The sequence below is a fragment of the Rhodovulum sulfidophilum DSM 1374 genome, assembly GCF_001633165.1.
Classification (GTDB): Bacteria; Pseudomonadota; Alphaproteobacteria; order Rhodobacterales; family Rhodobacteraceae; genus Rhodovulum; species Rhodovulum sulfidophilum.
This window is the reverse complement of the sequence record NZ_CP015418.1, coordinates 2,225,996-2,250,281: the sequence shown is the minus strand read 5'-3', so window position 1 is coordinate 2,250,281 and position 24,286 is coordinate 2,225,996. Positions and strand designations below refer to the sequence as shown.

26 protein-coding genes are annotated in these 24,286 nt (G+C 67.6%); 22 read left to right on the top strand and 4 right to left on the bottom strand.

What is annotated here, in order from left to right:
- The 15 genes from A6W98_RS10680 to A6W98_RS21950 all read left to right on the top strand — a co-directional run bounded on the left by A6W98_RS10680 (position 1) and on the right by A6W98_RS21950 (position 15,364).
- Positions 1-381, top strand: a complete 381-nt coding sequence (locus A6W98_RS10680; RefSeq protein ID WP_042461285.1) for an OadG family transporter subunit — start codon at positions 1-3, stop codon at positions 379-381.
- Positions 378-767 carry a biotin/lipoyl-containing protein gene (locus A6W98_RS10675; RefSeq protein WP_042461283.1) on the top strand — a complete coding sequence of 130 codons (390 nt, stop codon included), beginning with the start codon at positions 378-380 and terminating at the stop codon, positions 765-767. The genes A6W98_RS10680 and A6W98_RS10675 overlap by 4 nt, the downstream gene beginning before the upstream one ends.
- Positions 768-780: 13 nt before the next feature.
- The gene (locus A6W98_RS10670) at positions 781-1,929 is read left to right on the top strand and encodes a sodium ion-translocating decarboxylase subunit beta (RefSeq protein ID WP_201151467.1); all 1,149 of its coding nucleotides are present in this window, start codon (positions 781-783) and stop codon (positions 1,927-1,929) included.
- Positions 1,930-2,159: 230 nt separating this feature from the next.
- Positions 2,160-3,755 (top strand): ABC transporter substrate-binding protein, encoded by a 1,596-nt coding sequence (locus tag A6W98_RS10665; protein WP_042461281.1) that lies wholly within the window; start codon positions 2,160-2,162, stop codon positions 3,753-3,755.
- A 102-nt stretch (positions 3,756-3,857) separates the two neighbouring features.
- Positions 3,858-4,865, top strand: coding sequence for an ABC transporter permease subunit (locus tag A6W98_RS10660; RefSeq protein ID WP_042461278.1), 1,008 nt, complete (start codon positions 3,858-3,860; stop codon positions 4,863-4,865).
- A 1-nt stretch (position 4,866) separates the two neighbouring features.
- Positions 4,867-5,775: an ABC transporter permease subunit gene (locus A6W98_RS10655; RefSeq protein ID WP_042461275.1), complete on the top strand. Its 909-nt coding sequence runs from the start codon at positions 4,867-4,869 to the stop codon at positions 5,773-5,775.
- A 4-nt stretch (positions 5,776-5,779) separates the two neighbouring features.
- Complete coding sequence (locus A6W98_RS10650; RefSeq protein WP_042461272.1) at positions 5,780-6,760, top strand: ABC transporter ATP-binding protein; 981 nt, start codon at positions 5,780-5,782, stop codon at positions 6,758-6,760.
- On the top strand, positions 6,757-7,716 hold the full coding sequence (locus A6W98_RS10645) for an ABC transporter ATP-binding protein (RefSeq protein ID WP_042461269.1): 960 nt from the start codon (positions 6,757-6,759) through the stop codon (positions 7,714-7,716). The genes A6W98_RS10650 and A6W98_RS10645 overlap by 4 nt, the downstream gene beginning before the upstream one ends.
- Before the next feature lie 185 nt (positions 7,717-7,901).
- Positions 7,902-9,098 (top strand): Tm-1-like ATP-binding domain-containing protein, encoded by a 1,197-nt coding sequence (locus tag A6W98_RS10640; protein ID WP_042461266.1) that lies wholly within the window; start codon positions 7,902-7,904, stop codon positions 9,096-9,098.
- Entirely contained in the window at positions 9,098-9,931 is an 834-nt protein-coding gene (locus A6W98_RS10635) for a phosphoenolpyruvate hydrolase family protein (protein WP_042461264.1), read from the top strand. The genes A6W98_RS10640 and A6W98_RS10635 overlap by 1 nt, the downstream gene beginning before the upstream one ends.
- A 13-nt stretch (positions 9,932-9,944) precedes the next feature.
- The gene (locus A6W98_RS10630) at positions 9,945-10,382 is read left to right on the top strand and encodes an SRPBCC family protein (RefSeq protein ID WP_042461261.1); all 438 of its coding nucleotides are present in this window, start codon (positions 9,945-9,947) and stop codon (positions 10,380-10,382) included.
- A 598-nt stretch (positions 10,383-10,980) separates the two neighbouring features.
- The gene (locus A6W98_RS10625) at positions 10,981-12,735 is read left to right on the top strand and encodes an alkaline phosphatase (RefSeq protein WP_042461257.1); all 1,755 of its coding nucleotides are present in this window, start codon (positions 10,981-10,983) and stop codon (positions 12,733-12,735) included.
- Between the two features lie 79 nt (positions 12,736-12,814).
- Entirely contained in the window at positions 12,815-13,300 is a 486-nt protein-coding gene (locus tag A6W98_RS10620; RefSeq protein ID WP_052678008.1) for a hypothetical protein, read from the top strand.
- Positions 13,301-13,304: 4 nt separating this feature from the next.
- A complete protein-coding gene (locus A6W98_RS10615) occupies positions 13,305-13,994 on the top strand; it encodes an ABC transporter ATP-binding protein (RefSeq protein WP_042461254.1) in 690 nt (229 codons plus the stop codon).
- Positions 13,991-15,364: an FtsX-like permease family protein gene (locus tag A6W98_RS21950; protein ID WP_042461251.1), complete on the top strand. Its 1,374-nt coding sequence runs from the start codon at positions 13,991-13,993 to the stop codon at positions 15,362-15,364. The genes A6W98_RS10615 and A6W98_RS21950 overlap by 4 nt, the downstream gene beginning before the upstream one ends.
- Before the next feature lie 50 nt (positions 15,365-15,414).
- On the opposite strand, the gene A6W98_RS10605 is transcribed toward A6W98_RS21950, so the two are convergent.
- A complete protein-coding gene (locus A6W98_RS10605; protein WP_042461249.1) occupies positions 15,415-15,741 on the bottom strand; it encodes a hypothetical protein in 327 nt (108 codons plus the stop codon).
- Between the two features lie 486 nt (positions 15,742-16,227).
- Here A6W98_RS10605 and A6W98_RS10600 point away from each other — a divergent pair, with 486 nt between their 5' ends.
- The 3 genes from A6W98_RS10600 (at position 16,228) to A6W98_RS10590 (ending at position 18,497) form a co-directional block, all read left to right on the top strand.
- Positions 16,228-17,049 (top strand): cyclase family protein, encoded by an 822-nt coding sequence (locus tag A6W98_RS10600; RefSeq protein WP_042464922.1) that lies wholly within the window; start codon positions 16,228-16,230, stop codon positions 17,047-17,049.
- Between the two features lie 68 nt (positions 17,050-17,117).
- A complete protein-coding gene (locus A6W98_RS10595; protein ID WP_042461247.1) occupies positions 17,118-17,522 on the top strand; it encodes a carboxymuconolactone decarboxylase family protein in 405 nt (134 codons plus the stop codon).
- Between the two features lie 3 nt (positions 17,523-17,525).
- Positions 17,526-18,497 carry a quinone oxidoreductase family protein gene (locus A6W98_RS10590; RefSeq protein ID WP_042461245.1) on the top strand — a complete coding sequence of 324 codons (972 nt, stop codon included), beginning with the start codon at positions 17,526-17,528 and terminating at the stop codon, positions 18,495-18,497.
- Positions 18,498-18,518: 21 nt separating this feature from the next.
- Here A6W98_RS10590 and A6W98_RS10585 read toward each other — a convergent pair whose 3' ends face one another.
- From A6W98_RS10585 to A6W98_RS10575, 3 genes are all read right to left on the bottom strand, one after another.
- Entirely contained in the window at positions 18,519-19,226 is a 708-nt protein-coding gene (locus A6W98_RS10585; RefSeq protein WP_042461243.1) for an RlmE family RNA methyltransferase, read from the bottom strand.
- A 79-nt stretch (positions 19,227-19,305) separates the two neighbouring features.
- Complete coding sequence (locus A6W98_RS10580) at positions 19,306-20,418, bottom strand: Ppx/GppA phosphatase family protein (protein WP_042461240.1); 1,113 nt, start codon at positions 20,416-20,418, stop codon at positions 19,306-19,308.
- Positions 20,419-20,559: 141 nt separating this feature from the next.
- Positions 20,560-21,159 (bottom strand): hypothetical protein, encoded by a 600-nt coding sequence (locus A6W98_RS10575; protein WP_052678007.1) that lies wholly within the window; start codon positions 21,157-21,159, stop codon positions 20,560-20,562.
- 563 nt (positions 21,160-21,722) lie between these two features.
- Here A6W98_RS10575 and A6W98_RS10570 point away from each other — a divergent pair.
- The 4 genes from A6W98_RS10570 to A6W98_RS10555 are packed head-to-tail and all read left to right on the top strand — an operon-like array spanning position 21,723 to position 24,240.
- Positions 21,723-22,025 (top strand): virulence factor, encoded by a 303-nt coding sequence (locus tag A6W98_RS10570; RefSeq protein WP_042461237.1) that lies wholly within the window; start codon positions 21,723-21,725, stop codon positions 22,023-22,025.
- 20 nt (positions 22,026-22,045) lie between these two features.
- Complete coding sequence (locus tag A6W98_RS10565; protein ID WP_072071678.1) at positions 22,046-22,996, top strand: methylenetetrahydrofolate reductase; 951 nt, start codon at positions 22,046-22,048, stop codon at positions 22,994-22,996.
- 8 nt (positions 22,997-23,004) lie between these two features.
- Positions 23,005-23,955 carry a methyltetrahydrofolate cobalamin methyltransferase gene (locus tag A6W98_RS10560; protein ID WP_042461232.1) on the top strand — a complete coding sequence of 317 codons (951 nt, stop codon included), beginning with the start codon at positions 23,005-23,007 and terminating at the stop codon, positions 23,953-23,955.
- Between the two features lie 54 nt (positions 23,956-24,009).
- A complete protein-coding gene (locus A6W98_RS10555) occupies positions 24,010-24,240 on the top strand; it encodes a hypothetical protein (protein WP_042461230.1) in 231 nt (76 codons plus the stop codon).
- Positions 24,241-24,286 lie beyond the last annotated feature (46 nt).

The following is a 24,286-nucleotide window of genomic DNA, read 5'->3' as shown; positions in this document are numbered from 1 at the left end:
ATGCTGGAAAACCTTGCCCTGATCGGAACCGGCTTCGCGGTGGTGATCCTGGTTCTGGCCTCACTCTGGGGCGCCTGCGCGCTGATGGGATGGGGCTTCACCCGGGCGGCGCGGAAAACGACCGCAGCCCCCCCCGAAGCGCCCGTCGCGCCGGGCGTGCCGCCGCATCATCTGGCGGCCATCGCGGCGGCGGTGGCCGAAACCTTGGGGCCCGGCCATCGCATCAAGCGCGTCGCCGCCCCCGCCCATCTGGTCGACGGCTGGCCGCTGGAAGGCCGGATCGAGACCTTCGCCGCGCATCGCGTCCGCACCGGATGGGGGCCGACCCGGCCCCGGCCGGGGGCCCGGACACCCGAGATCACGAAAGGACCGAAGCCATGAAGCGCCTGCGGATCACCGTCGACGGCACCCCCTATGACGTGACGGTGGAAGAGATCGAGACCGGCCCGGCGCCGGCCCCTGCCGCGCCCCGCACCGCATCGGCCGCGTCGCGCCCCGCGCCTGCGGCGCCCTCGGTCGCGGCGGCGGCCCCGGTTCCCGCCGCCCCGGCCGCGCCCGGCGCGGTGCTGAGCCCGCTGGCGGGCACCACCGTCAGCGTCGCGGTCGCGGTCGGGCAAAGCGTCGCCGCGGGCGAGCCCCTGATGGTGCTGGAGGCGATGAAGATGAATACCGACATCCGCGCGCCGCAGGCCGGGACCGTCACCGCGATCAACGTGGCCCCCGGCGCGACCGTGACCGAGGGGCAGGTCCTGCTGATCCTGTCCTGAGGAGATCCGCCAGATGCAGCCCGATCCGCTGAGCGCCCGGCTCGACAGCCTCGTCGGCATGACCGCCCTGCCCGACGTCACCTGGCAGATGGCGGTGATGTGGCTGATCGTGGCGGGGCTGTTCTACCTCGCCATCTACCGCAAGTTCGAACCGCTGCTGCTGGTGCCCATCGCCTTCGGCGCGCTGCTGGCCAACCTGCCGACCGAGGGTCTGGTGAACCCGCCCGGCGACGGCGTTGCGGGAGGGCTGTTCCATTACATCTCGCTCGGCGTCGATCTCGAGCTGTTCCCGCCCCTGATCTTCCTGGGCGTCGGCGCGCTGACCGATTTCGGGCCCCTGATCGCCAATCCGCGCACCCTGCTTCTGGGCGGCGCCGCGCAATTCGGGGTCTTCGCCACCTTCCTCGGGGCGACGCTTCTGGGCTTTTCCCCGCAGGAGGCGGGCGCCATCGGCATCATCGGCGGCGCCGACGGGCCGACCTCGATCTTTCTGGCCAACAAGATGGCGCCGCATCTCTTGGCCCCGATCGCGGTCGCGGCCTACAGCTACATGGCGCTGGTACCGCTTATCCAGCCGCCGATCATGCGCGCGCTGACCACCGAGGCCGAGCGCAGGATCCGGATGCAGTCGCTGCGCCCGGTCTCGCGGCTGGAAAAGCTGATCTTCGCGGGGCTGGTGACGGTGATCGTGATCCTGCTGGTGCCCGCCGCCTCGGCGCTGATCGGCATGCTGATGCTGGGCAATGTGCTCCGCGAGAGCCTCGTGACCGACCGGCTGGCCAAGGCCGCGCAGAACGAGGTGATCAACGTGGTGACGATCCTCTTGGGCACCTCGGTCGGGATCACCATGACCGGCGAGCGCTTCCTCAATGCCGACACGCTGAAGATCCTTGGGCTCGGCGTCGTCGCCTTCGGCATCGCCACCGCGGCGGGCGTGCTGATGGCCAGGGCGATGAACCTGGTCAGCCGCAGCAAGATCAATCCGCTGATCGGCTCGGCCGGGGTCTCGGCGGTGCCGATGGCGGCGCGGGTCAGCCAGATCGAGGGCCAGCGCGCCGATCCGGGCAATTACCTCCTGATGCACGCCATGGGACCGAATGTCGCGGGCGTGATCGGCACGGCGGTGGTCGCAGGCTATTTCATCGCCCAATACGCTGGCTGAGATCCGGACCTCTTGTCGCAGGCGCGCGGGCCGAACCGGCCGCGCGGCCCCTTTCGGCTCATTGCCCCAAGGAAAACGCCCCACACCTTGCCGCGGCGTCGCCGTGCCGCCGGTCAACTCGACGTTGACCCGCCGGCCGCAAGTCGCTTTGGTTAGGAAGCCTTCGACAACGAACAGATCACCGGCATGACCGATGGGACAGGGTGCCGGGATCCCATGAAAGGTGCAAAATGACCCTACATACGTTTCTCACCACTTCCGCGCTGGCGCTGAGCATGGCCTCGGCCGCCGCGGCGCAACAGACGCTGGTCTATTGCTCGGAGGGCTCGCCCGAAGGGTTCGACCCGGCGCTCTATACCTCGGGCACGACCTTCGACGCCGCCGGACAGGCGGTCTATGCCCGCCTCGTCGAGTTCAAGACCGGCACCACCGAAGTGGTTCCCGGGCTCGCCGAAAGCTACGACATCTCCGAGGACGGCAAGACCTATACCTTCCATCTGCGGCCCGGCACCAAGTTCCAGACCACGGATTTCTTCACGCCCACGCGCGATCTGAACGCCGATGACGTGATCTTCAGCTTCATGCGGCAGCTCGACCCCGAGAACCCGTTCCACAACGCCTCGGGCGGCACCTTCGAATATTTCAACGCGATGTCGATGCCCGAGCTGATCGAAAACATCGAGAAGGTCGACGACCTGACCGTCGCCTTCCACCTGACCCGGCCCGAGGCCCCCTTCATCGCCAACATGGCGATGGATTTCGCCTCGATCATGTCCAAGGAATATGCCGACCAGCTGCTGGAGGCGGGCCGGCCCGACATGCTGAACCAGCAGCCGCTGGGCGCCGGTCCCTTCGCCTTCGTCGCCTATCAGAAGGACGCGGTGATCCGCTATCGCAAGCATGAGGGCTTCTACCGCGAGGGCCTGCCGAAGCTCGACAACCTGATCTTCGCGATCACCCCCGACGCCTCGGTCCGCTACCAGAAGCTGAAGGCGGGCGAATGCCATGTCATGCCCTTCCCGAACCCGGCCGATATCGAGGAGATGAAGTCCGAGGACGGCATCGTCGTGGAGGAGCAGGAAGGCCTGAACGTGGGCTACATGGCCTACAACACCCAGCAGCCGCCCTTCGACAATCCGAAGGTCCGCAAGGCGCTGAACATGGCGATGGACAAGCAGGCCATCATCGATGTCGTGTTCCAGGGCGCGGGCGAGATCGCCAAGAACCCGATCCCGCCGACCATGTGGAGCTATAACGACGCGGTCGAGGACGACCCCTACGACCCCGAGGCCGCCAAGGCGATGCTGGAGGCGGAAGGCGTCACCGATCTGTCGATGAAGCTCTGGGCGATGCCGGTGCAGCGGCCCTACAACCCCAACGCCCGGCGCATGGCCGAAATGATGCAGGCCGATTTCGAGAAGGTCGGGGTCAATGCCGAGATCGTCTCCTACGAATGGGGCGAGTATCTCGACCGCTCGAAGGAAGTGGACCGCGACGGCGCGGTGCTGCTGGGCTGGACCGGCGACAATGGCGACCCGGACAACTTCCTGGCCACCCTGCTCAGCTGTGACGGCGTCGGCGGCGCGAACCGCTCGCAATGGTGCTATGAGCCCTTCGAGGAGCTGATCCAGAAGGCCAAGACCCTGCCGACCCAGGCCGAACGCGCCAAGCTGTACGAAGAGGCGCAGGTCATCTTCAAGGAGCAGGCGCCCTGGGCCACGATCGCGCATTCGAAGGTGTTCATGCCGATGCGCGAAGAGGTGAAAGGCTACAAGGTGCACCCGCTCGGATTGCATATCTTCACCGAGGTCAGCCTCGACAAGTGATCACAAAATGGGCGGCGGGGCTTTACAAGCCCCGCCGTTAGGGGCATTTGGCGCGGCCATGACACCAGCACGCCCCCAGTCCACGGACACGGCCGCAAGAAAATGTTCAGATTTTTCCTCACGAGACTGCTGACCTTCGTCCCGACCTTCGTCGGCGTGACACTGATCTCGTTCGCCTTCATCCGGGTGCTGCCCGGCGACCCGATCATCGTCATGGCAGGCGAGCGCGGCATGTCCGAAGCACGCTATCAGGAACTGCGCGAGCAGTTCGGCTTCGACCAGCCCGTGCTCGTGCAATTCTGGGACTACCTGACCGGTATCCTGCATGGCGATCTGGGCATGAGCTACGTCACCAAGAAACCCGTCTGGGACGAGTTCTTCGCGCTCTTCCCCGCAACCGTCGAGCTGTCGCTCTGCGCCATCGTGCTCGCCATCTGTCTCGGCCTTCCGGCCGGCGTGATCGCCGCGGTGAACCGGGGCAAGTTCTTCGACCGGGCGCTGATGTCGACCGCGCTTGTCGGCTATTCGATGCCGATCTTCTGGTGGGCGCTGCTTTTGATCATCGTGTTCTCGGGCACTCTGGGCTGGACCCCGGTCTCGGGCCGGATCGACCTGCTTTACTACTTCCCCGATGCGACCGGCTTCATGCTGATCGATTCGCTCATGTCCGGCCAGAAGGGCGCCTTCGCCTCGGCGATCTCCCACCTGATCCTGCCCTCGATCGTGCTGGCCACCATCCCCCTCGCCGTGATCGCCCGGCAGACCCGTTCGGCAATGCTCGAGGTGCTGGGCGAGGATTATATCCGCACCGCCCGCGCCAAGGGCCTGTCGCCGATGCGCGTCAGCGGGCTGCATGCGCTGCGCAACGCGCTGATCCCGGTCGTCACCGTGATCGGGCTGTCGGTCGGCGTGCTGCTTGCCGGCGCGATCCTGACCGAGACGATCTTTTCCTGGCCCGGCATCGGCAAGTGGATGGTCGACAGCATCTATCGCCGCGACTACCCCGTGGTGCAGGGCGGCTTGCTGCTCATCGCCGGCATGGTGATGATCGTGAACCTGATCGTCGACCTGCTTTACGGCGTCATCAATCCCAAGATCAGGAAACGCTGAGATGGCCGACGCGACCGCAGAAGCGCCCCGCCCCGCCGCCCCGCAACGCCCCGGCCGCCTGCAGGAATTCTGGCGCTATTTCCGCGAGAACCGCGGCGCGGTGATCGGACTTTACGTGTTCGCCTTCTTCGTGTTGCTGGCGCTTGGCGCCGACATCATCGCGCCGCACGATCCGACCCAGCAGTTCCGCGACTACACGCTGCTGCCGCCCTTCTGGACCGCCGAGGGCAGCTGGAGCTTTCCGCTCGGCACCGATCCGCTGGGTCGCGACATCCTCTCGCGGCTTCTGCACGGGGCGCGCTATTCCTTCTTCGTCGGCCTCGTCGTCGTGGTGCTGGCCGCCTCTACCGGCATCCTGATCGGGCTGATCGCGGGCTTTGCCCCGAAATGGCTCGACACCGTCATCATGCGGCTGATGGACATCATCCTGTCCTTCCCGTCGCTTCTGCTGGCGCTGGTGCTGGTGGCGATCCTCGGCCCCACGCTTCTGAACGCGATGATCGCCATCGCCGTGGTGCTGCAGCCCCATTACGTCCGCCTCACCCGCGCCGCGGTGATGAGCGAGCGGACCCGCGACTATGTCACCTCGGCCAAGGTCGCGGGCGCGGGGCTGGGACGGCTGATGTTCATCACCGTGCTGCCCAATTGCCTGGCGCCGATCATCGTGCAGATGGCGCTGAGCTTCTCGAACGCGATCCTCGACGTGGCGGCCCTGGGCTTCCTGGGCATGGGCGCGCAGCCGCCGACACCGGAATGGGGCACGATGCTGGCCGAGGCCCGCGAATTCATCCTGCGCGCCTGGTGGGTCGTGACCTTCCCCGGCCTCGCGATCCTGATCACGGTGCTGTCGATCAACCTGATGGGCGACGGGCTGCGCGACGCGCTCGATCCCAAGCTGAAGCGGAGCTGATCCGATGGCGCTCCTTTCCATCCGCAACCTTTCCGTGGAATTCTCGACCGCGGGCGGTCAGTTCCGCGCCGTCGACGGCGTCGATGTCACCGTCGACAAGGGCGAGATCCTGGCCATCGTCGGCGAAAGCGGGTCCGGCAAGTCGGTCTCGATGATGGCGCTGATGGGGCTTCTGCCCTGGACCGCCCGGATCACCGCCGACGAGATGAGCTTCGACGGCACCGACCTGCGCAGCCTCACCCCGCGTCAGCGCCGCCGGGTGATCGGGCGCGACATCTCGATGATCTTCCAGGAGCCGATGACCTCGCTGAACCCCTGCTTCACCGCCGGGTTCCAGATCAAGGAGACGCTGCGCCAGCATCTCGGGCTGACCTCGAAGCAGCGCCATGCCCGCGCCATCGAGCTGATGGAGATGGTCGGCATCCCCGATCCCGAACGGCGGCTGAACGCCTTCCCGCACCAGCTTTCGGGCGGCATGAGCCAGCGGGTGATGATCGCCATGGCGCTGGCCTGCGAGCCGCGCCTGCTGATCGCGGACGAGCCCACCACCGCGCTTGACGTGACGATCCAGGCCCAGATCCTCGATCTGCTGCGCGGGCTGCAGGGCCGGACCGGCCTGGCGCTGATCCTGATCACCCATGACATGGGCGTGGTCGCCGAGACCGCCGAGCGGGTGCAGGTGCAATATGCCGGCCAGAAGGTCGAGGAACAGCCGGTGCGCGCGCTGTTCGAGACCCCGCATCACCCCTATACCGCCGCACTGCTGGCCGCGCTGCCCGAACGCGCGACCGAACGGCGGCTGCCGACGATCCCCGGCGTCGTGCCCGGCCAGTTCGACCGGCCCGAGGGCTGTCTCTTCGCGCCGCGCTGCCGCTTTGCCGACGACCGCTGCCACCGCGCCGCGGCGCCGGTTCAGCCGCCGGGGCTCGGGCTTGCCCGCTGCCATTATCCGCTCGCGACCGAAGCCGAGGAGACCGCCCGATGACCGCCCCCGTCGTTGCCGCCGATCACCTCGCCCGCCATTACGAAGTCGGCGGCGGGCTGTTCTCGAAACCCGGCCTGGTGCGCGCGCTGTCCGAGGCGAGCTTCTCGATCGAGGCCGGCAAGACGCTGGCGGTCGTGGGCGAGTCGGGCTGCGGCAAGTCCACCCTCGCGCGGCTGATCACGCTGATCGAGGAACCCAGCGCCGGCGCGCTCACCCTAGACGGGCTTCCGGCCACGCCCGAGAACTGGCGCCGCCTGCGCTCGACCGTGCAGATCGTGTTCCAGGACCCCTACGGCTCGCTCAACCTGCGCCACCGGATCGGCACGATCCTCGAAGAACCGCTGAAGATCAACCGCCCCGACATGACCGCCAAGGACCGGGCCGATAAGGCGCGCGAGATGATGCGGCTGGTCGGGCTTCGCCCCGAGCATTACGACCGCTTCCCGCACATGTTCTCGGGCGGGCAGCGGCAGCGGATCGCGGTCGCCCGCGCGCTGATGCTGGAACCCAAGCTGCTGGTGCTGGACGAACCGGTCTCGGCGCTCGATCTGTCGATCCAGAGCCAGGTGCTGAACCTGCTGCTCGATCTGCAGGAGCGCATGGATCTGGCCTATCTCTTCATCTCGCACGACCTGTCGGTGGTGCGCCATGTCGCCGACGATGTCATGGTGATGTATCTCGGCCGCCCGGTCGAGTTCGGCACCAAGGAAGATGTCTTCGCCAATCCGCGCCACCCCTATACCAAGGCGCTGTTGTCGGCGACGCCCTCGACCGAGCCCGACCCGGCGCGGCAGCGGATCAAGCTGCAGGGCGAGCTGCCCTCGCCGCTGGCGATCCCCGATGGCTGCCCCTTCGCGCCGCGCTGCTGGAAGGCCGAGGCACGCTGCCGCGCCAGCCGCCCCGAGCTTGAGGGCGCGCCCCATGCGGCCGCCTGCTTCTTCCCCGAGGGCGCCTGAGCCAGCCCCCGCAGCAGCTCGCCTGTCACCGGCGTTCCCGGCCCTGCCCGCATGTCGGGCCGGGGCGCCTGCGGCCTGTCCTTCCGGGCAACTTGGAACCGCTCTGATCCTGTGCTAACCCTTTGATCAGCCATAAGGTTGGGAACCGGAGGCATAAGGCCCTCCGGCCGAAAAGGGAGAACGAGGTGACGAAAAAAGTCTTCGTCGTCGGAACTTTCGACACCAAGGGTCGTGAGCTCGCGCATGTCGCCGGGCTGGTGGCCGATCAGGGGCTCGGCGTGGTCAGGGTCGACCTCTCGACCTCATCAGACCATCGCAGCATAGCCGACGTGCCCCCGGCCGAGGTCGCGGCCTGCCACCCCGAGGGCGCAGGTGCGGTCATGACCGGTGACCGCGGCTCGGCCGTGGCCGGGATGGCTGCGGCCTTCGAGGCCTTCGTCGCGACCCGCGACGATATCGGCGCGATGATCTCGCTTGGCGGATCGGGGGGAACCGCGCTGGTGGCACCCGGCATGCAGGCGCTGCCGGTGGGCGTGCCCAAGCTGATCGTCTCGACGCTGGCTTCGGGCAATGTGGCGCCCTATGTCGGCCCGGCCGACATCACCATGATGCCCTCGGTGACCGACGTGGCCGGGCTGAACCGGATCTCGCGGGTGATCCTCGGCAATGCCGCCCACGCCATCGCGGGCATGGCCAAGGCCGCCCGCGAGGCGGCGGACGACGACCGCCCCGCCGTCGGGCTGACCATGTTCGGCGTCACCACGCCCTGCGTCACCCATCTGACCGAGCGGCTCGAGGCCGAGGTCGACCCCATCGTCTTTCATGCCACCGGAACCGGCGGGCAGGCGATGGAGAAGCTGGTCGATTCAGGCATGATCTCGTCGGTCATCGATACCACGACGACCGAGATCTGCGACCTGCTCTTCGGTGGCATCCTGGCTGCGACCGAGGACAGGCTGGGCGCCATTGCCCGCAGCGGCATTCCCTATGTGGGGTCCTGCGGCGCGCTCGACATGGTCAATTTCGGCGCGCGCGCGACCGTGCCCGAGCGCTATGCCCACCGGCTTTTCTATCAGCACAATCCCCAGGTCACGCTGATGCGCACCACGCCCGACGAATGCCGTCAGATGGGCGAATGGATCGGGGCCCGGCTGAACGCCTGCACCGGCCCGGTGCGCTTCCTGCTGCCCGGGGGCGGCCTGTCGATGCTGGACGCGCCGGGCATGCCCTTCGAGCTGATCGAGGCGCGCAACGCGCTGTTCGAGGCGCTCGAGGCCACGGTCGAGCAGACTGAAACCCGCCGTCTTGTCCGGCTGCCCCACAACATCAATGACGCGGCCTTCTCGGACGCGCTTTATACCCACTGGAAGGAGATCGCCTGATGGCCCGGTTCGAACGCAAGGATCTGCTGGAGAAATTTCGCGGCATGATCGCCGAGGGCCGCCCGATCATCGGCGGCGGCGCGGGCACCGGCCTGTCGGCCAAATGCGAGGAAGCCGGCGGCATCGACCTGATCGTGATCTACAATTCCGGCCGGTACCGGATGGCGGGCCGGGGCTCGCTGGCCGGGCTGCTGGCCTATGGCAATGCCAACGAGATCGTGGTCGAGATGGCCCGCGAGGTGCTGCCGGTCGTGAAGAAGACCCCGGTCCTGGCCGGCGTGAACGGCACCGACCCGTTCTGCGACTTCGACAGCTTCCTTGACGAGCTCAAGCGGATCGGCTTTGCCGGCATCCAGAACTTCCCGACGGTCGGGCTGATCGACGGCACCTTCCGCCAGAACCTCGAGGAAACCGGCATGGGCTACGGGCTCGAGGTCGATCTGGTGGCGCTCGCGCGCGCCAAGGACATGCTGACGACGCCCTATGTCTTCGACACCGATCAGGCAAAGGCGATGGCCGAGGCGGGCGCCGATATCGTGGTGGCGCATATGGGGCTGACCACGGGCGGCGCCATCGGGGCCGATACCGCGATCTCGCTGGAAGACAGCGCGGTCAAGGTCCAGTCCATCGCCGAGGCCGCGCTGAGCGTGCGCAAGGACATCATCGTGCTGTGCCATGGCGGGCCGATCTCGATGCCCGACGACGCAACCTATGTGCTGTCGAACGCGCCCGACTGTCACGGCTTCTACGGCGCCTCCAGCATGGAGAGGCTGCCGACCGAAACCGCGCTGATCGACCAGACGCGGCGGTTCAAGACCATCACCCGGGGCTGAGAGAGAGGATATCATGGCCAGGGCCTATGCAAGCGCGGTGATCCCCGCGCCGATCGAGAAGGTCTGGGAGGTCGTGCGCGATTTCAACGGGCTGCCCAACTGGCACCCGATGATCGAGCGCAGCGAGATCGAGGACGGGCGCAGCGCCGATGCCGTCGGCGCCGTGCGCTCCTTCCATCTGGCGGCCGGCGGCGGGCATGTGCGCGAAAAGCTGTTGTCGCTTGACGACACGGCCTTCACGCTCAGCTACAGCTTCGTCAAGCCGGCCTTCCCGGTCGAGAACTACATCGCCCGGATCGCGCTCCGGCCGGTGTCGGAAAGCGGCGAGACCTTCGCCGAATGGGAAGCGGTCTTCGACGAGGCGCCGGAAGACCGGGGCAAGTACGGCCCGGTGATTTCCCAGGGCGTCTTCGCCGAGGGCTGGGCCGCGCTGAAGCGCCACTTCGCCTGACCATCTTTCCGGACGGCGGCCAGTCCGCCGTCCGGCCCCCCTGTTCCCGGCCCCCTGTTCCCGACCTCCAGACAAGGCGCTCCGAGGCAGCATCAGAAGACGCGAGAGGCATAGCCCGCGTCCCGGCGCCCCACACCGTTTTGCAGCTGCCGGACCTGCACCGCCAGCGCTCACGGCACTTGTCCAGACACCGCAGGCCCCCGCGACCGGGGTCCTGACAGGCAGCTGACAAAGGAACCGGACCGGTTCCTCTCGCCGGGACCGTCGAGGCAGGGCGCGAAGATCCGACATCGGCTTGACGAAAGGGTATGAATAGTCGCAGGAGCCTTGAGCGAACCGGCGCGGCCCGACGTTTTCGGCCACCGGCCAAAGGCCGCGCTCGCTGCCCGACCGCCCCGCGCGCCGGGTCGACACGGCCTTGCCCGCGATCCTCCACACCGGCCCCCAAAACCGCCCAAGGCCTGCCGCCTTTCCATCGGGATTTTGACCGGCCTTGTCGCCGATCTTGTAGCTGGCCGTGTCACACACGCGATACATGCAGCCTTTAGCCGGCCCCCCAGGGAACTCCCCCCTCTCGTTTTCGACCCATGAGGTATCCATGCGAACTCTGCTCTCCGCGCTTGCCGCCACCACCCTTCTCACCGGGGCGGCGCAGGCGACCGCGATCTATCCGCTCGACCGGGCGACGATCCTTGTCTCCTCGCCTTTCGACTTCAAGATCGAGCTCGATGCCGTTCATCCCGAAGAGGAAATCGCCGTCACCGTGAATGGCAAACCCTATGCCGAGGCGTTCGGTACCAAGGCCGATTACGTGGCCGAGGAGAAGGGCAAGGATGACGCGGTGCTGGGCTCGGCGCTGATCCTGCGCGATCTGGCCCTGGCCGAGCCGGACAGCTACACCGTAGAGGTCCGCGCGGGCGACGAGACCAGGACCGTGACCTGGGAGGTCTACGCCACGCCCGCGGCGCCGAAGGCCAGGAACATCATCTTCTTCGTCGGCGACGGGCTTTCGGTCGCGCACCGGACCGCGGCCCGGATCATGTCGAAGGGCATGACCGAGGGCAAGGCGGACGGCCGGCTGGCGATGGACGATCTCGACCACATGGCCTTCATCGGCACCTCCTCGACCCATTCCGTCGCGACCGACTCGGCCAACACGATGTCGGCCTACATGACCGGCCACAAGTCGCGGGTGAATGCGCTGGGCGTCTATGCCGACCGCACGCCCCCGACCCAGGACGACCCGAAGGTCGAGACCATCGCCGAGGCGCTCCGGCGCACCACCGGCAAGTCGATCGGTGTCGTCAGCACCGCCGAGATCGAGGACGCAACCCCCGCGGCCGTCGTCGCCCATACCCGCAAGCGCGGCGAGAAGGCCGATATCGTCGGCATGTTCCATGACATCCGGCCCGAGGTGATGCTGGGCGGCGGCTCGGCCTATTTCCTCAAATCCGACATCCCCGGCTCGAAGCGCAAGGACGACAGCGACTATGTCGCGATGTTCCGCGAGGCGGGCTATACGCTGGCGACCAATGCGGCCGAACTCGACGCCGCGCGCGGCAGCGACGCCGAGCGCCTCCTCGGGCTGTTCCATACCGGCAACATGGATACCAAGCTCGACCGCAGCTTCCTGCATCAGGGAACGGTCGGCAAGTTCCCGAACCAGCCCGGCCTCGTCGAGATGACCGAAGCCGCGCTCGACCAGCTGTCGAAGAACGAGGAAGGCTTCTTCCTGATGGTCGAGGGCGCCTCGATCGACAAGATGTCCCATCCGATGGACTGGGACCGCGCCGTCATCGACACCATCGAATTCGACCAGGCCATCGCCTCTGCCCGCGCCTTTGCCGAGACCCATCCCGACACGCTGATCGTGGTGACCGGCGACCATACCCATGGCGTCTCGGTGATCGGCACCATCGATGACGACAAGCCCGGCGACGAGATGCGCGAGAAGGTCGGCACCTATGACGCCGCGGGCTTCCCCAACTATACCGATGCCGATGGCGACGGCTATCCCGACCGGATCGACGTGTCGCGGCGGCTGGCGATCTTCTCGAGCAACTTCCCCGATCATTACGAGACCTGGCGGCCGAAGATGGACGGCCCGTTCGAGCCCTCGGTGCAGAACGAGAAGGGCGAATATGTCGCCAACGAGGCCTACAAGGACATCCCCGGCGCGGTGCTGAGGGTCGGCAACCTGCCGAAATCGGCCGATACCGCGGTCCATGCCGTCGACGACGTGGTGCTGCAGGCGACCGGGCCCGGCGCCGAAGAGTTCAAGGGCTACATGGAGCAGTCGGACGTCTACCGGGTTCTGGTCGATGCCTTCGCGCTGGGCGCGCCCCGGAACTGACCTGACAAGGGGGCCGGGCCTTGGCGGTGCGCCGCCCGGGGCCCGGCCCCATTCCCTTCCCCTGCCCCGGAATACCGCCATGACCGACCCCGCCGCCCCCGACCGGACCCGCAGGCTCTGCCTTGCGCTCGCGCCCGGTCTTCTTCTGCCCGGCCTGTTCCTGACGCCGACCGCCCGCCCCGCCGCAGCCGCCGGGACCCCGCTGATCGGCTTCGACGAGCTTTACAGCGCCTTCAGCCCGCTCGGCCTGACCTTCTCGGACAAGGTGATCGCGCTGACCGGAGAGAAGGTCCGTATCCGGGGCTTCATGGCGCCGCCCCTGAAGGCGGAATCGGATTTCTTCGTGCTGACCGCGATCCCGATGGCGCTGTGTCCGTTCTGTTCTACCGATACCGACTGGCCCGACAATATCGTCGTGGTCTATCTCGACCGCAGCCAGACCTTCGTGCAGCCGAACCGGACCATCGAGGTCACCGGGCGGCTCGACCGCGGCTCCTGGGTCGATCCCGAAACCGGCTTCGTCAGCCAGCTCCGGCTGCGCGACGCGCGCTACAGGACGGTCTGACGCCATGCCGGATCTTCGCCTTTCCTCCGTCTCCGTCGCCTATCCGGGGCTTGCCGCCCCGGTGCTCGACATCCCCGCGCTGGATATTCCCGCAGGCAGCCGCATCGCGGTGACCGGTCCCTCGGGCTCGGGCAAGTCGACGCTGGTCAATGTCCTGGCCGGGCTGGTTCTGCCCCGGGCCGGTCGGGTGGTCTGGGACGGAACCGATATCGCAGCTTTGTCCGAAGGCGCACGCGACCGCTGGCGCGGCGCCAATCTGGGCCTCGTCATGCAGGAGTTCCACCTGTTTCCGGGGCTCTCGGCGCTCGACAACGTGCTTCTGCCCGCGCGGCTGTCGCGGGTCGCCGATCAGGCGATGACGACCCGCGCAGGGATGCTTCTGGCCGAGGTCGGCCTGTCGCGCCCCGATCAGCCGGTCGAGACCATGTCGCGCGGCGAGATGCAGCGCGTGGCGGTGGCGCGGGCGGTTCTGCGCGCGCCCGGCATCATCGTCGCGGACGAACCCACCGCCAGCCTCGACCCCGAAAGCGGCGTGGCCATTGCCGGGCTGCTGCTTGCGCTTGCCGAAAGCTCGGGCGCCACCCTGATCGTGGTCTCGCATGACCGCCGCCTGAGCGCGCGGCTCGACCGGGTGCTGAGCCTGGCCGAGGGCGCGATCCTGTCCGATGACGTCCGCGAAGGAGCCTCGCCGTGATCAAGTTCGTTCTGGCCGATCTGAAACGCTTCCGTCTTGGCTCTGCGGTGATCGTGCTGCTGATCGCGCTGGCGGTTGCGCTCGGGACCACGATCACCCTGCAGGAACGCGCCTTCAGGCTGGGCAGCGCCCGCGCCGCGGAAAAGTTCGACCTGATCGTCGGCGCACCGGGCAGCGCGACGCAACTGGTGCTGTCCTCGGTCTTCCTTCAGCCCGCGGCGCTGCCGCTGATGCCGGGCGACACCCTGATCGCGCTGAGCGAGGACCCGCGCGTTGCCTGGGCCGCGCCGATCGGCTTCGGCGATTTCGTCTCCGGCTATCCGGTGATCGGCACCACCACGACATTGGTCGGCAACACGACGACCGGCTTTGCCGAAGGCCGGGCCTTCGCCGCCGAGGGCGAGGCGGTGATCGGCTCGGCGGTCGATCTGGCCCTGGGCGACAGCCTGGTCCCGACCCATGGCCGAGTGGCCGAGGGCGGCCATGCCCATGCCGGCATCGCCTATCGCGTCACCGGGCGGCTCGAGCCCACCGGCACCCCCTGGGACCGCGCCATTCTGGTGCCGATCCAGGCGGTCTGGCATGTTCACGGGCTGGGCGGGCACGCGTCCCATGATGACCATGACCATGACGGGCATGACGGGCACGGGCACGCTACGGACGGGCATGACCACGACGCCTTGGCCGCGGCCAGCGCCGACCACGACCACGACCACGACCACGACCACGACCACGACCACGATGCCGAAGGACATGAGGCGCACAAGGCCCATGGCGAGGCGTCTTTCGACCCCGACGCGCCGCTCGACGAGAGCTGGGCGGCGGGCGAGCCGCAGGGCCTGCCCGCGATCCTGGTCAAGCCGAACAGCATCGCCGATGCCTACCGGCTGCGGCAGGAGTACCGCGCAACCGACGACACGCTGGCGGTGTTTCCGGCCGAGATCCTGACCGGGCTTTACGCGATGCTGGGCGATGCCAAACGGGTACTGGTCGCGGTCGCCATCGGCGCGCAGGTGCTGGTGGCTGCGGCTCTGCTTCTGGTCACGGTGATGCAGGTCGGCCAGCGGCGGCGCCAAATCGGCGCGCTCAGGGCCTTCGGCGCTCCCAGAGGGGCGGTGTTCGGCATCGTCTGGCTCGAAATGGCGCTGCTGTTCGGCACAGGCATCCTGTGTGGCTTCGGGCTCGGCTATGTCGCCGCGGATGCGCTGTCGCGGAGCTTTGCCCTCGCGCGCGGCTTCCCGCTGCCGGTCGCATTCACGCGCGCCGATCTGTGGTCGCTGGCTCTGCTGGCGCTGGCAGCCGCGCTGCTTTCGGCCCTGCCGGCCTGGCTCGCCTACCGCCAGCCGCCCGTCTCGGCCCTTCGAGATTGAGCCGGGACGGCGTCTTCCCGTTCCCGGCGCGCCCGTTCAGGAGAAGATATTCAGAAGAAGTGGCCGCAGCGATCGGCCTCTTCGACATCCTCGGGCGCGCGTGATCTGGCCGTGCGCGACCTCGCCCCCAAGGCGCCCGGCCCGGCATCCTCGTATTCGGAGGTTCCGTATTCTGAGGTCTCGTATTCGTGGCCCTCTGCTTCGGAACTGTCGTCCGAGCGCAGCGACATATAGCTTACCGCGGCCCCGCCCCACATCATTCCGCCGACCCAGTAGGACAGAAGAATCGCCCCCCAGCCCGTTTCCAGAATCAGAGATACGACGGTCGCAGAAAAAACACCCCCCGTGATCGACGTAAGAACAAACACAATGGGCATCGGGGTTGACCGCTCCTTACCGCTCGTACCCGGGTTGCCCCGGAACACACGCATATCCGTGAGGATCCTAGCAGATTAATTCACAAAAAGACGATTAGTTCCGTGTGCTTTACTAACAATCCCCCTTGATCGGACTGCGACGCGACGCAAATCCGCAACAGTATCCCTTATTTTGGACACAACACCCTTGCCGGCAGCCCCGAGGCGCGCCGCAGCGACGCGGGCCTGCCTTCTCGCGCCAGCAGGCCCCGACATGCAGGCGCACAGATTCGCCAGCAAACCCGGCGATGGCGATGGCCGGACGCGGCCGCAGCCTGTCCGCTTCGACCGAGGCCCCAGCGGCACGGCGACGGTTGTCGCGGCGCCCCCGGATCGGTCCGGAAGTCGCACGGGGGACCGGGTTTGACAGGATTGCCCGGGGCTCTCTAAGCTCGGTTTCGGGGGCACGCGGGAGGGCAGCCCCCGGAAAGCAGGGAGATGTCCGACATGTGCGATATCTGCGTGATGACGGCGGTCAAGGACCGCATGCTGTCGCGGCGCGGCTTCTTCGCCGGGGCGGCAGGGGCCGGTCTGACAGCGGCGGCCGGGCTGACAGCCTCGGCGCCTCCGGCCATGGCACAGGGCCATGCGGCGGTGACCGACATGACCCATGAGCTTTCGGCCGATTTCCCCACCTTCTTCGGCGAACGGCAATTCTTCTGGGACCAGAAATTCAATTTCGCCGAACATGGCTTCAACCTCGCCGAATACCGGGTGAACGAACATACCGGCACCCATATCGACGCGCCGCTGCATTTCTCGGCCGATGGCGCGGCGGTGAACGAGATCGCGGTCGAGACCCTGGTCGCGCCGCTCTGCGTGATCGACATCGCCGCCCGCGCCGCAGAGGATCCGGACACCACCCTCACCCCCGACGACATCCGCGCCTGGATCGCCGCGCATGGCGAGATCCCCGAAAATGCCTGCGTCGCGCTGTTCTCGGGCTGGGCCGACAAGGCCAGCGGCCCGGGCTTTCGCAATGCCGATGCCGAGGGCGTCCAGCATTATCCGGGCTTCCACGCCGAGGCCGCCGAGATGCTGATCGAGGAAACCGCCGCCGCCTCGATCGGGTCCGCCACGCTGTCGCTCGATCCGGGCAACTCGCCCGATTTCGCGGCGCATTACGCCTGGCTGCCCTCGGGGCGCTTCGGCATCGAATGCCTCGCCAATCTCGACCGGATGCCCGCGGCGGGCGCGACGCTGGTGATCGGCGCGCCCAAGCACAGGGGCGGCACCGGCGGCCCCGCGCGGATCTTCGCACTGGTCTGAGCCCTCTTTCCCGCCGTTCCTGGCTCCCTAGCCCGGGGCGGCGCATTCCCCCGACCCAAGGAGACCCGATGGCCACGGTGAAGATCTGGACCGACGCGGAGGCAGAGGCCGACCCGCGCGTCAAGGCGGTGTTCGACGACATCCGCGCCACCCGCAAGACCGATTTCGTGAACAATGTCTGGCGGGCGCTGGCCAGCCAGCCCGCGGTGCTGGAAACGACCTGGGCACAGGTCAAGGCGGTGATGGCGAGCGAAAGCGCGCTCGACCCGCTGACCAAGGAGCTGATCTACATGGCGGTCTCGGTCGCCAATGGCTGTTCCTATTGCGCCCATTCCCATACCGCCTCGGCACGCGCCAAGGGCATGACCGAGGCCCAGTACCAGGATTTCCTCGCCGTGATCGGGCTGGCCTCGCAGACCAATGCGCTGGTCACCGCGCTGCAGGTGCCGGTCGATCCCGAATTCGAGGTCTGAGCCATGGAAAAAGCCATCATCGCCCGCGCGCCGGGCGGCCCCGAGACGCTTGACTGGGTCGACTGGACCCCGCCCGCCCCCGGCCCCGGCGAGGTGCTGGTCCGCCACGGCGCGGTCGGGCTGAATTTCATCGACACCTATTTCCGCTCGGGCCTCTACCCTTGGCCGGGCGAGATCCTGATCCCCGGCAGCGAGGCCGCGGGCCGCATCGAGGCGCTGGGCGAGGGCGTCGAGGGGCTGTCGGTCGGCCAGCGCGTCGCCTATACGACGCAGACCGGCGCCTGCTCTACCGCGCGCGTGCTGCCCGCCGACCGGCTGGTGCCCCTGCCCGACGCCATCCCCGACGAGATCGCGGCCTCGATCATGCTGAAGGGGCTGACCGCGCAATACCTGATGCGCTCGAGCTTTCCGGCGACCGAAGGCCAGACCGTTCTGGTTCATGCCGCGGCCGGAGGCGTCGGGCTTCTGCTGGGGCAATGGCTGGCGGCGAAGGGCGTGCGCGCCATCGGCACCGCGGGCGGGCCCGAAAAGACGGCGCTCGCCCGCGCCCATGGCTATGCCGAGGTGATCGACTACCGCGCGGGCGATTTCGTGAGCCCGGTGATGGCCGCGACCGACGGGCTCGGCGTTGACGCGGTCTATGACAGCGTCGGACAGGACACCTGGCGCGGCTCGCTCGCCTGCCTGAAACCGCGCGGCATGTTCGTAAGCTTCGGACAGTCCTCGGGCCTGCCGGAGGATTTCCGCCTGTCCGACCTCGCCAAGGGCAGCCTTTCGGCAACGCGACCGGTGCTGTTCGACTTCATCGCCGATCCGGCCGAGCTGCGTACCCGCGCGGCCGAGCTGTTCGCGGCGGTGGCCGATGGCACGCTGACGCCCCGGATCGGCCGGAGCTGGCCGCTGGCCGAAACCGCCGAGGCCCATCGCGCACTCGAAGCCCGTGCCACCACCGGAGCCACGGTCCTGCTGCCATAACCCCGCGCCGGGTTCCGGAGATCAGCCCCGGAACCCGGTCGCGACCACGAATTTCTCGGAACTGTCCGACCGGCTGGCCGGTGGCTTGACATTGGCGACCTTGGCGAAGCGCTGCTTCAGCAAGGTCTGAAGCCCGGCCTCGGCCCCGCCTGCCAGCACCTTGGCGACAAAGGTGCCGCCCTCGTCGAGCACGTCGAAGGCCAGCGCCGCCGCCGCCTCGCACAGCCCGATGATCCGCAAATGGTCGGTCTGCTTGTGCCCCGAGGACGCCGCCGCCATGTCGCTCATCACCACATCGGCGCTGCCCCCGAGCCAGCCCTTGACCAGTTCATCGGCATCGTCGGCCAGGAAATCCAGCTGGTGCAGCTCGGCCCCGGCAATGGGCTCGACCTCCTGCAGATCGACCCCCAGCACGGTGCCCCTGGCCTTGCCGGTCTTCTCGCCCAGCGCATTCACGCGCTTGACCGCCACCTGGCACCAGCCGCCCGGCGCACAGCCCAGATCGACGACCCGCGCGCCGGGCACCAGGAACCGGTACTTGTCATCCAGCTCGATGATCTTGAACGCCGCGCGCCCGCGATAGCCCTCGGCCCGCGCCCGCTTGACATAGGGGTCGTTCAGCTGCCGCTCCAGCCAGCGCGTCGAGGACAGCCGCCGCCCGCGCGCCGTCTTGACCTTGACCTTGAGGTCGCGCTGCCCGCGCCCGCTCGAACCCTTCTTCTCCGTCATCCCGGCCTTCGTTCTTCTTCTTGGCAAAAATACCCAGGCGCGACATCTGCCCCAGCCGGGCCGCCGCGGCAAGGGCGCATCAGAACGGCCCCTCCTCCAGAACCCCGTCCGCGCTCATCTGCGCATAAAGCAGGCCCTCGCGCAGACCGCGATCGGCCACCGACATCCGGTCGGTCGGCCAGACCCGCATCAGCGCCTGCAGGATCGCCGCCCCCGACATGATCAGCGCATGCCGGTCGCGCCCGATCCGGGGATCGGCCCGCCGCCCCTCGGGGCCAAGCTCGAGATACTTGCGGATCACCTCGTCGATCTGGCCCGAGGTCATCCGAAGCCCGTCGACCTTGGTCCGGTCATAGCGCCGGAGCCCCAGATGGGTCGCGGCCACCGTCGTCACCGTGCCCGAGGTGCCGATGATCTGGAACCCGTCCTTGGTCTGCTCGGCCGAATAGGGCGAGAACTCGGCCAGGTTCTCCTCGAAGAACCAGCTCATCAGCGCGAAGCGGGCGTGATCGTCCTCGACATCGTCGAACTGCTCCTTCAGCGTCGCGACCCCCAGCGGCACCGAGATCCAGTCGACCACGCGGGCCGCCGGAAACGGCCCGGTCTCGCTGTGAAAGCCCGCATGCAGCCGCATGATCGCGCGGGGCCGCTCTGGCCGCGGCACCATCGAGAGATCGATCCAGACAAGCTCGGTCGAGCCGCCGCCGATATCGACGACCAGCAACTGCTCGGTCTTGGTCGAGACCAGCGGCGCGCAGGAAACCACCGCCAGCCGGGCCTCTTCCTCGGGCTGGATGATTTCGAGCCGCAGCCCGGTCTCGCGACGCACCATCTTGATGAATTCGCGCGCATTCTCTGCACGGCGACAGGCCTCGGTCGCGATCAGCCGCATCCGTTCGACGGCATGGGTCTCAAGCTTGCCCTTGCAGACCCTGAGCGCCTGGACCGTGCGCGCCATCGACGCCCGGCTCAGCCGGCCGGAGCCTTCGAGACCGGTTCCGAGCTGGACCGATTTCGAAAAGCTGTCCACGACATGAAACTGACTGCCCTTGGGTTGGGCAATCAGCATACGACAACTGTTCGTTCCGAGATCCAGAGCGGCATAAAGCGTCGCAGGATCTGGCGGAACTGGCGCGGGGGTCTCTACCGCCTTGGGAAACGCGCCCGCACCATTCGGACGCCTGGGCGCCATGGGATCGCCCTCCAATCGAGTTACCGGCAAGGTAGCGGGCCGAAGACCTTCGTGCAATGCCGCAGATCGCCCGCCCCTTCCCCAGGGGCGTCCCGTCTCCGCGCCGATGCCAGCCCTGATGGCCGTACCGAGGCGGCGCGGTCAGGACCGGCGGCGGCGTGCGAACGCGCCGAACCCGGCCACCGCCAGCAGCAGGAAGGCCGCGCTGGGCATCAGCGGCACCGGCAGCGGAGCATTCGGCTCGACGGGCCACCGATTTCCGGGATCCTCGCCGCCATCTCCATCGCCGTCACCCTGACGCCTCTTGCTGCCACCGCTGACGGCGCTGGGCGGCGCCCAGGGCAGCGCGCCGTCACAGCCGCCGCACGCGGCACCGCGGCCCCCGGCACTGGCAGGCCAGAACGGAGCCCCGCCATCCGGACCGCGATCATCGTCAAGCACGGCAAGGAGCTCGGGCCGCCTCCAGGCGCGCGCACCATCATCAGAGGCGATCGCGGCAGGGAACATGAGGGCGCAGGCCGGGGTCACCCCGGCCGCGGCATGACGGCAGACGCTGACACCGAGCGAGATCGCGACATCGGCCGTCGTCTCGTCATCGGCGGATGAGCGGCTCTGAAATACCGGGTTCGGAACCAGTCTCAGGGTCCCCGGCGGCATCGTCTTCGCCTCGGCCGGCCCCCAGGCCATGGCGGCGGTCAGCCCGGCCATCATCGTCATCGCTCGTCCCAGATGCGCGTTCATCGCCTTGTCCTCGTACCAACTGGTCCCCGTGCCGGACCTGTGCCTGACCTGTGTTGCGGTCTCGAAATGAGCGTGCCACGATTCCGCCCGGACGACTCGCAATCTGCGCCATGAAACGATTTTCCCATCGGCTTGAAAAAGCCCTATTCTGATGAAAAATTCAAGAAATTATAAAATATTAACCCAGTTTTGCACTTGATGTAGCGGCAAGTTTGCCTGCCTAGGCAGCTTTGTTTCCGCAACGTCCCCAGTCTGCGGTTCGTTGTCGAATCCGGATCGTTTTCAGCAAGAATCGGGTTCGGCTAGTATCGAGGTCGCGAGTATTATCGGGCGCGGCCAATATATCTTGCGCGGCCAGCGTCGGGCGCTCGGGTCGCCGTGAGAAGGCAAGGACGCCGACAAGGCGCAACCTCTCCGTCGGCCGCGATATTGCCCTTCCCGGTATCGGCGAGGCACAGGTCCCGACCGAAGCCGAGGTCGCAACGCGCATTCATCCTGTCGAAATCCGTCCCCGCCACGGAAGCGCGGCGGATTACACCTTGGGAAGGAAGAAAGGGAATCGGATGCCCGAACTCGTCATCGTCTACTGGCGCGACATACCGGCGCAGGTCATCGTGGGACGGGGCCGCCGCGCCGCGAAACGGGTGCTGCCGGTGCGCTTCGAGAAGGCCATCGACCGCTGTGCGATGCGGGTGGGCGCGAAGGACAGCGACGCCTATCTCGCCGAATGGCGCCGCTCGGAGCCTGTCGAGCGCGAGGGCGATCCGACGATGCTGGCCACCGCCGAAGCAGAGCGGATCGAGGCCGAATATGACGCGGCAAGACTTGGGAAGCTGATCGCCGCTTCCGGCTGGCAACAGTCGTGAACGGTCTGCGGGAGAACGCGATGGCACTGCTGAATTTCAGAAAATGCGACAGGGCGACCGGACGGACGGCAGGCCAGACGTCAGGTAAGACGGCGGACCAGACGGGGCCGATGGCCGACTTCGTCCGGGGCTATTCGATCGAGGTGATGCCGAAGACGGCCGCCAAGGTCGCCGATTTCCGCGCGCTGCTGCCGGCCGGGACCCGCGTCTATATCGCCCATCTCGACGGCACCCCGATCGAGGAGATGGTGGCGACCGCCCGGCGGCTGACCGAGGAAGGCTTCGTGCCGATGCCCCATTTCGCGGCCCGTTCGATTACCGACCGCGCCATGCTTGCCGACTGGATCGCGCGCTATGCGGGCGAGGCCGGGGTCCGCGAGGGACTGATCCTCGCGGGCGGCATCCCGACGCCGAAGGGAGAGTTCCACTCCTCGATGCAGTTGCTCGAGACCGGGCTCTTCGACCGCGCGGGGTTCGTCCGGCTGCATGTTGCCGGCCATCCCGAGGGCAGCCGCGACATCGACCCCGACGGATCCGAACGCAACATGATGGAGGCGCTCGGCTGGAAACAGGCCTTCGCCGCGCGGACCGATGCCGAGATGGCCGTCGTCACGCAATTCGCCTTCGAGGCCGCCCCGGTGATCGCCTGGGCCGACCGGGTCCGGGACCGGGGCATCGATCTGCCCATCCATATCGGCGTGGCGGGCCCGGCCAAGCTGCAGACCCTGGTCAAATATGCCATCGCCTGCGGCGTCGGGCCCTCGCTCGCCGTGCTGCAGCGCCGGGCGCGGGATGTCAGCAAGCTGGTGCTGCCCTTCACGCCCGACGGGTTTCTCAACGACCTGGCGGAGGCCGCCCGGCGCCGCGCCGATTTCCCGATTGCCGGGGCCCATTTCTTCCCGCTCGGGGGGATCGCGACCAACACCCGGTGGCTGGCCGCACACGGCCTCGCCCCCGCCCAGGACAGCTGAGGAGCGCCATGACCCGTACCGTTCTCGAGTCGAAGACCCGGACCGTCACCATCGGCTTCGACGAGCCGTTCTGCGTGATCGGCGAACGCATCAACCCGACCGGCCGCAAGAAGCTGGCGGCCGAACTGGAGGCCGGCGATTTCTCGACCGTCGAGAAGGACGCGCTGGAGCAGGTGGCCTGCGGGGCCATGGTGCTCGATGTGAATGCGGGCGTCGTCTACAATTCGAACCCCGACCCGAACCAGACCGAACCGCCGCTGATGCGCCAGGTGATCGAGCTGGTGCAGGGGCTGGTCGATGTACCGCTCTGTATCGACTCGTCGGTTCCCGCGGCGCTCGAAGCGGGTCTGGCCGCGGCCCAGGGTCGGCCGCTGCTGAATTCGGTGACCGGCGAGGAGGAACGGCTCGAACGGGTGCTGCCCCTGGTGCGCAAATACAACGTGCCGGTGGTGGCGATCTCGAATGACGATACCGGGATTTCCGAAGACCCCGATGTGCGCTTTGCGGTGGCGAAGAAGATCGTCGAGCGCGCCGCCGATTTCGGCATCCCGGCCTGCGATATCGTGGTCGATCCGCTGGTGATGCCGGTCGGGGCCATGGCCAGCGCCGGACGGCAGGTCTTTGCCCTGGTGCGGCGGCTTCGCGACGAGCTGGGGGTGAATACCACCTGCGGCGCCTCGAACATTTCCTTCGGACTGCCCCAGCGCCATGGCGTGAACGCCGCCTTCCTGCCGATGGCGATCTCGGCCGGAATGACCTCGGCGATCATGAACCCTGTCCGCCCGGTCGAGATGGAGGCGATCCGGGCGGCCAACCTGCTGATGAACCACGACGCCAATGGCGCGGACTGGATCCGCTTCTCGCGGGTGCTCGACGGGATCGCGGCAGGGGCGAGCTTTGCCGAGGCCTCGACTGCGGTTACGGCGGCGGGCAGCGGCCGACGGCGGCGGCGCGGTTGATCGGGCGGCCTGTAGTAAGATGTTCTTAACCATGAAACCGGCAAAATCGCGGGCATGGAGTTCGTATCTCGCCCCACGCCGTCCGACAGCTGGCTTGCCTTGGTCTTCTCGGCCCAGGCGGTGGCGAAGGGCGGCGTGGTCCGCCGGTCACGGCACTGGGTCGAGCGCGAGATCGGCATGGAGCGGTTCGTGGCAGAAGTCCGCAGGCGCGGCTTTCACATGGTCGAATGCGGCGGACAGCTCATCGTCATCTGCAACCCGCATGGCCTGCGTGTCATCTGCTAGGCAAGTCTTCGTCGAGGAATTGAAACGATTTTTCGATGAAAAATCG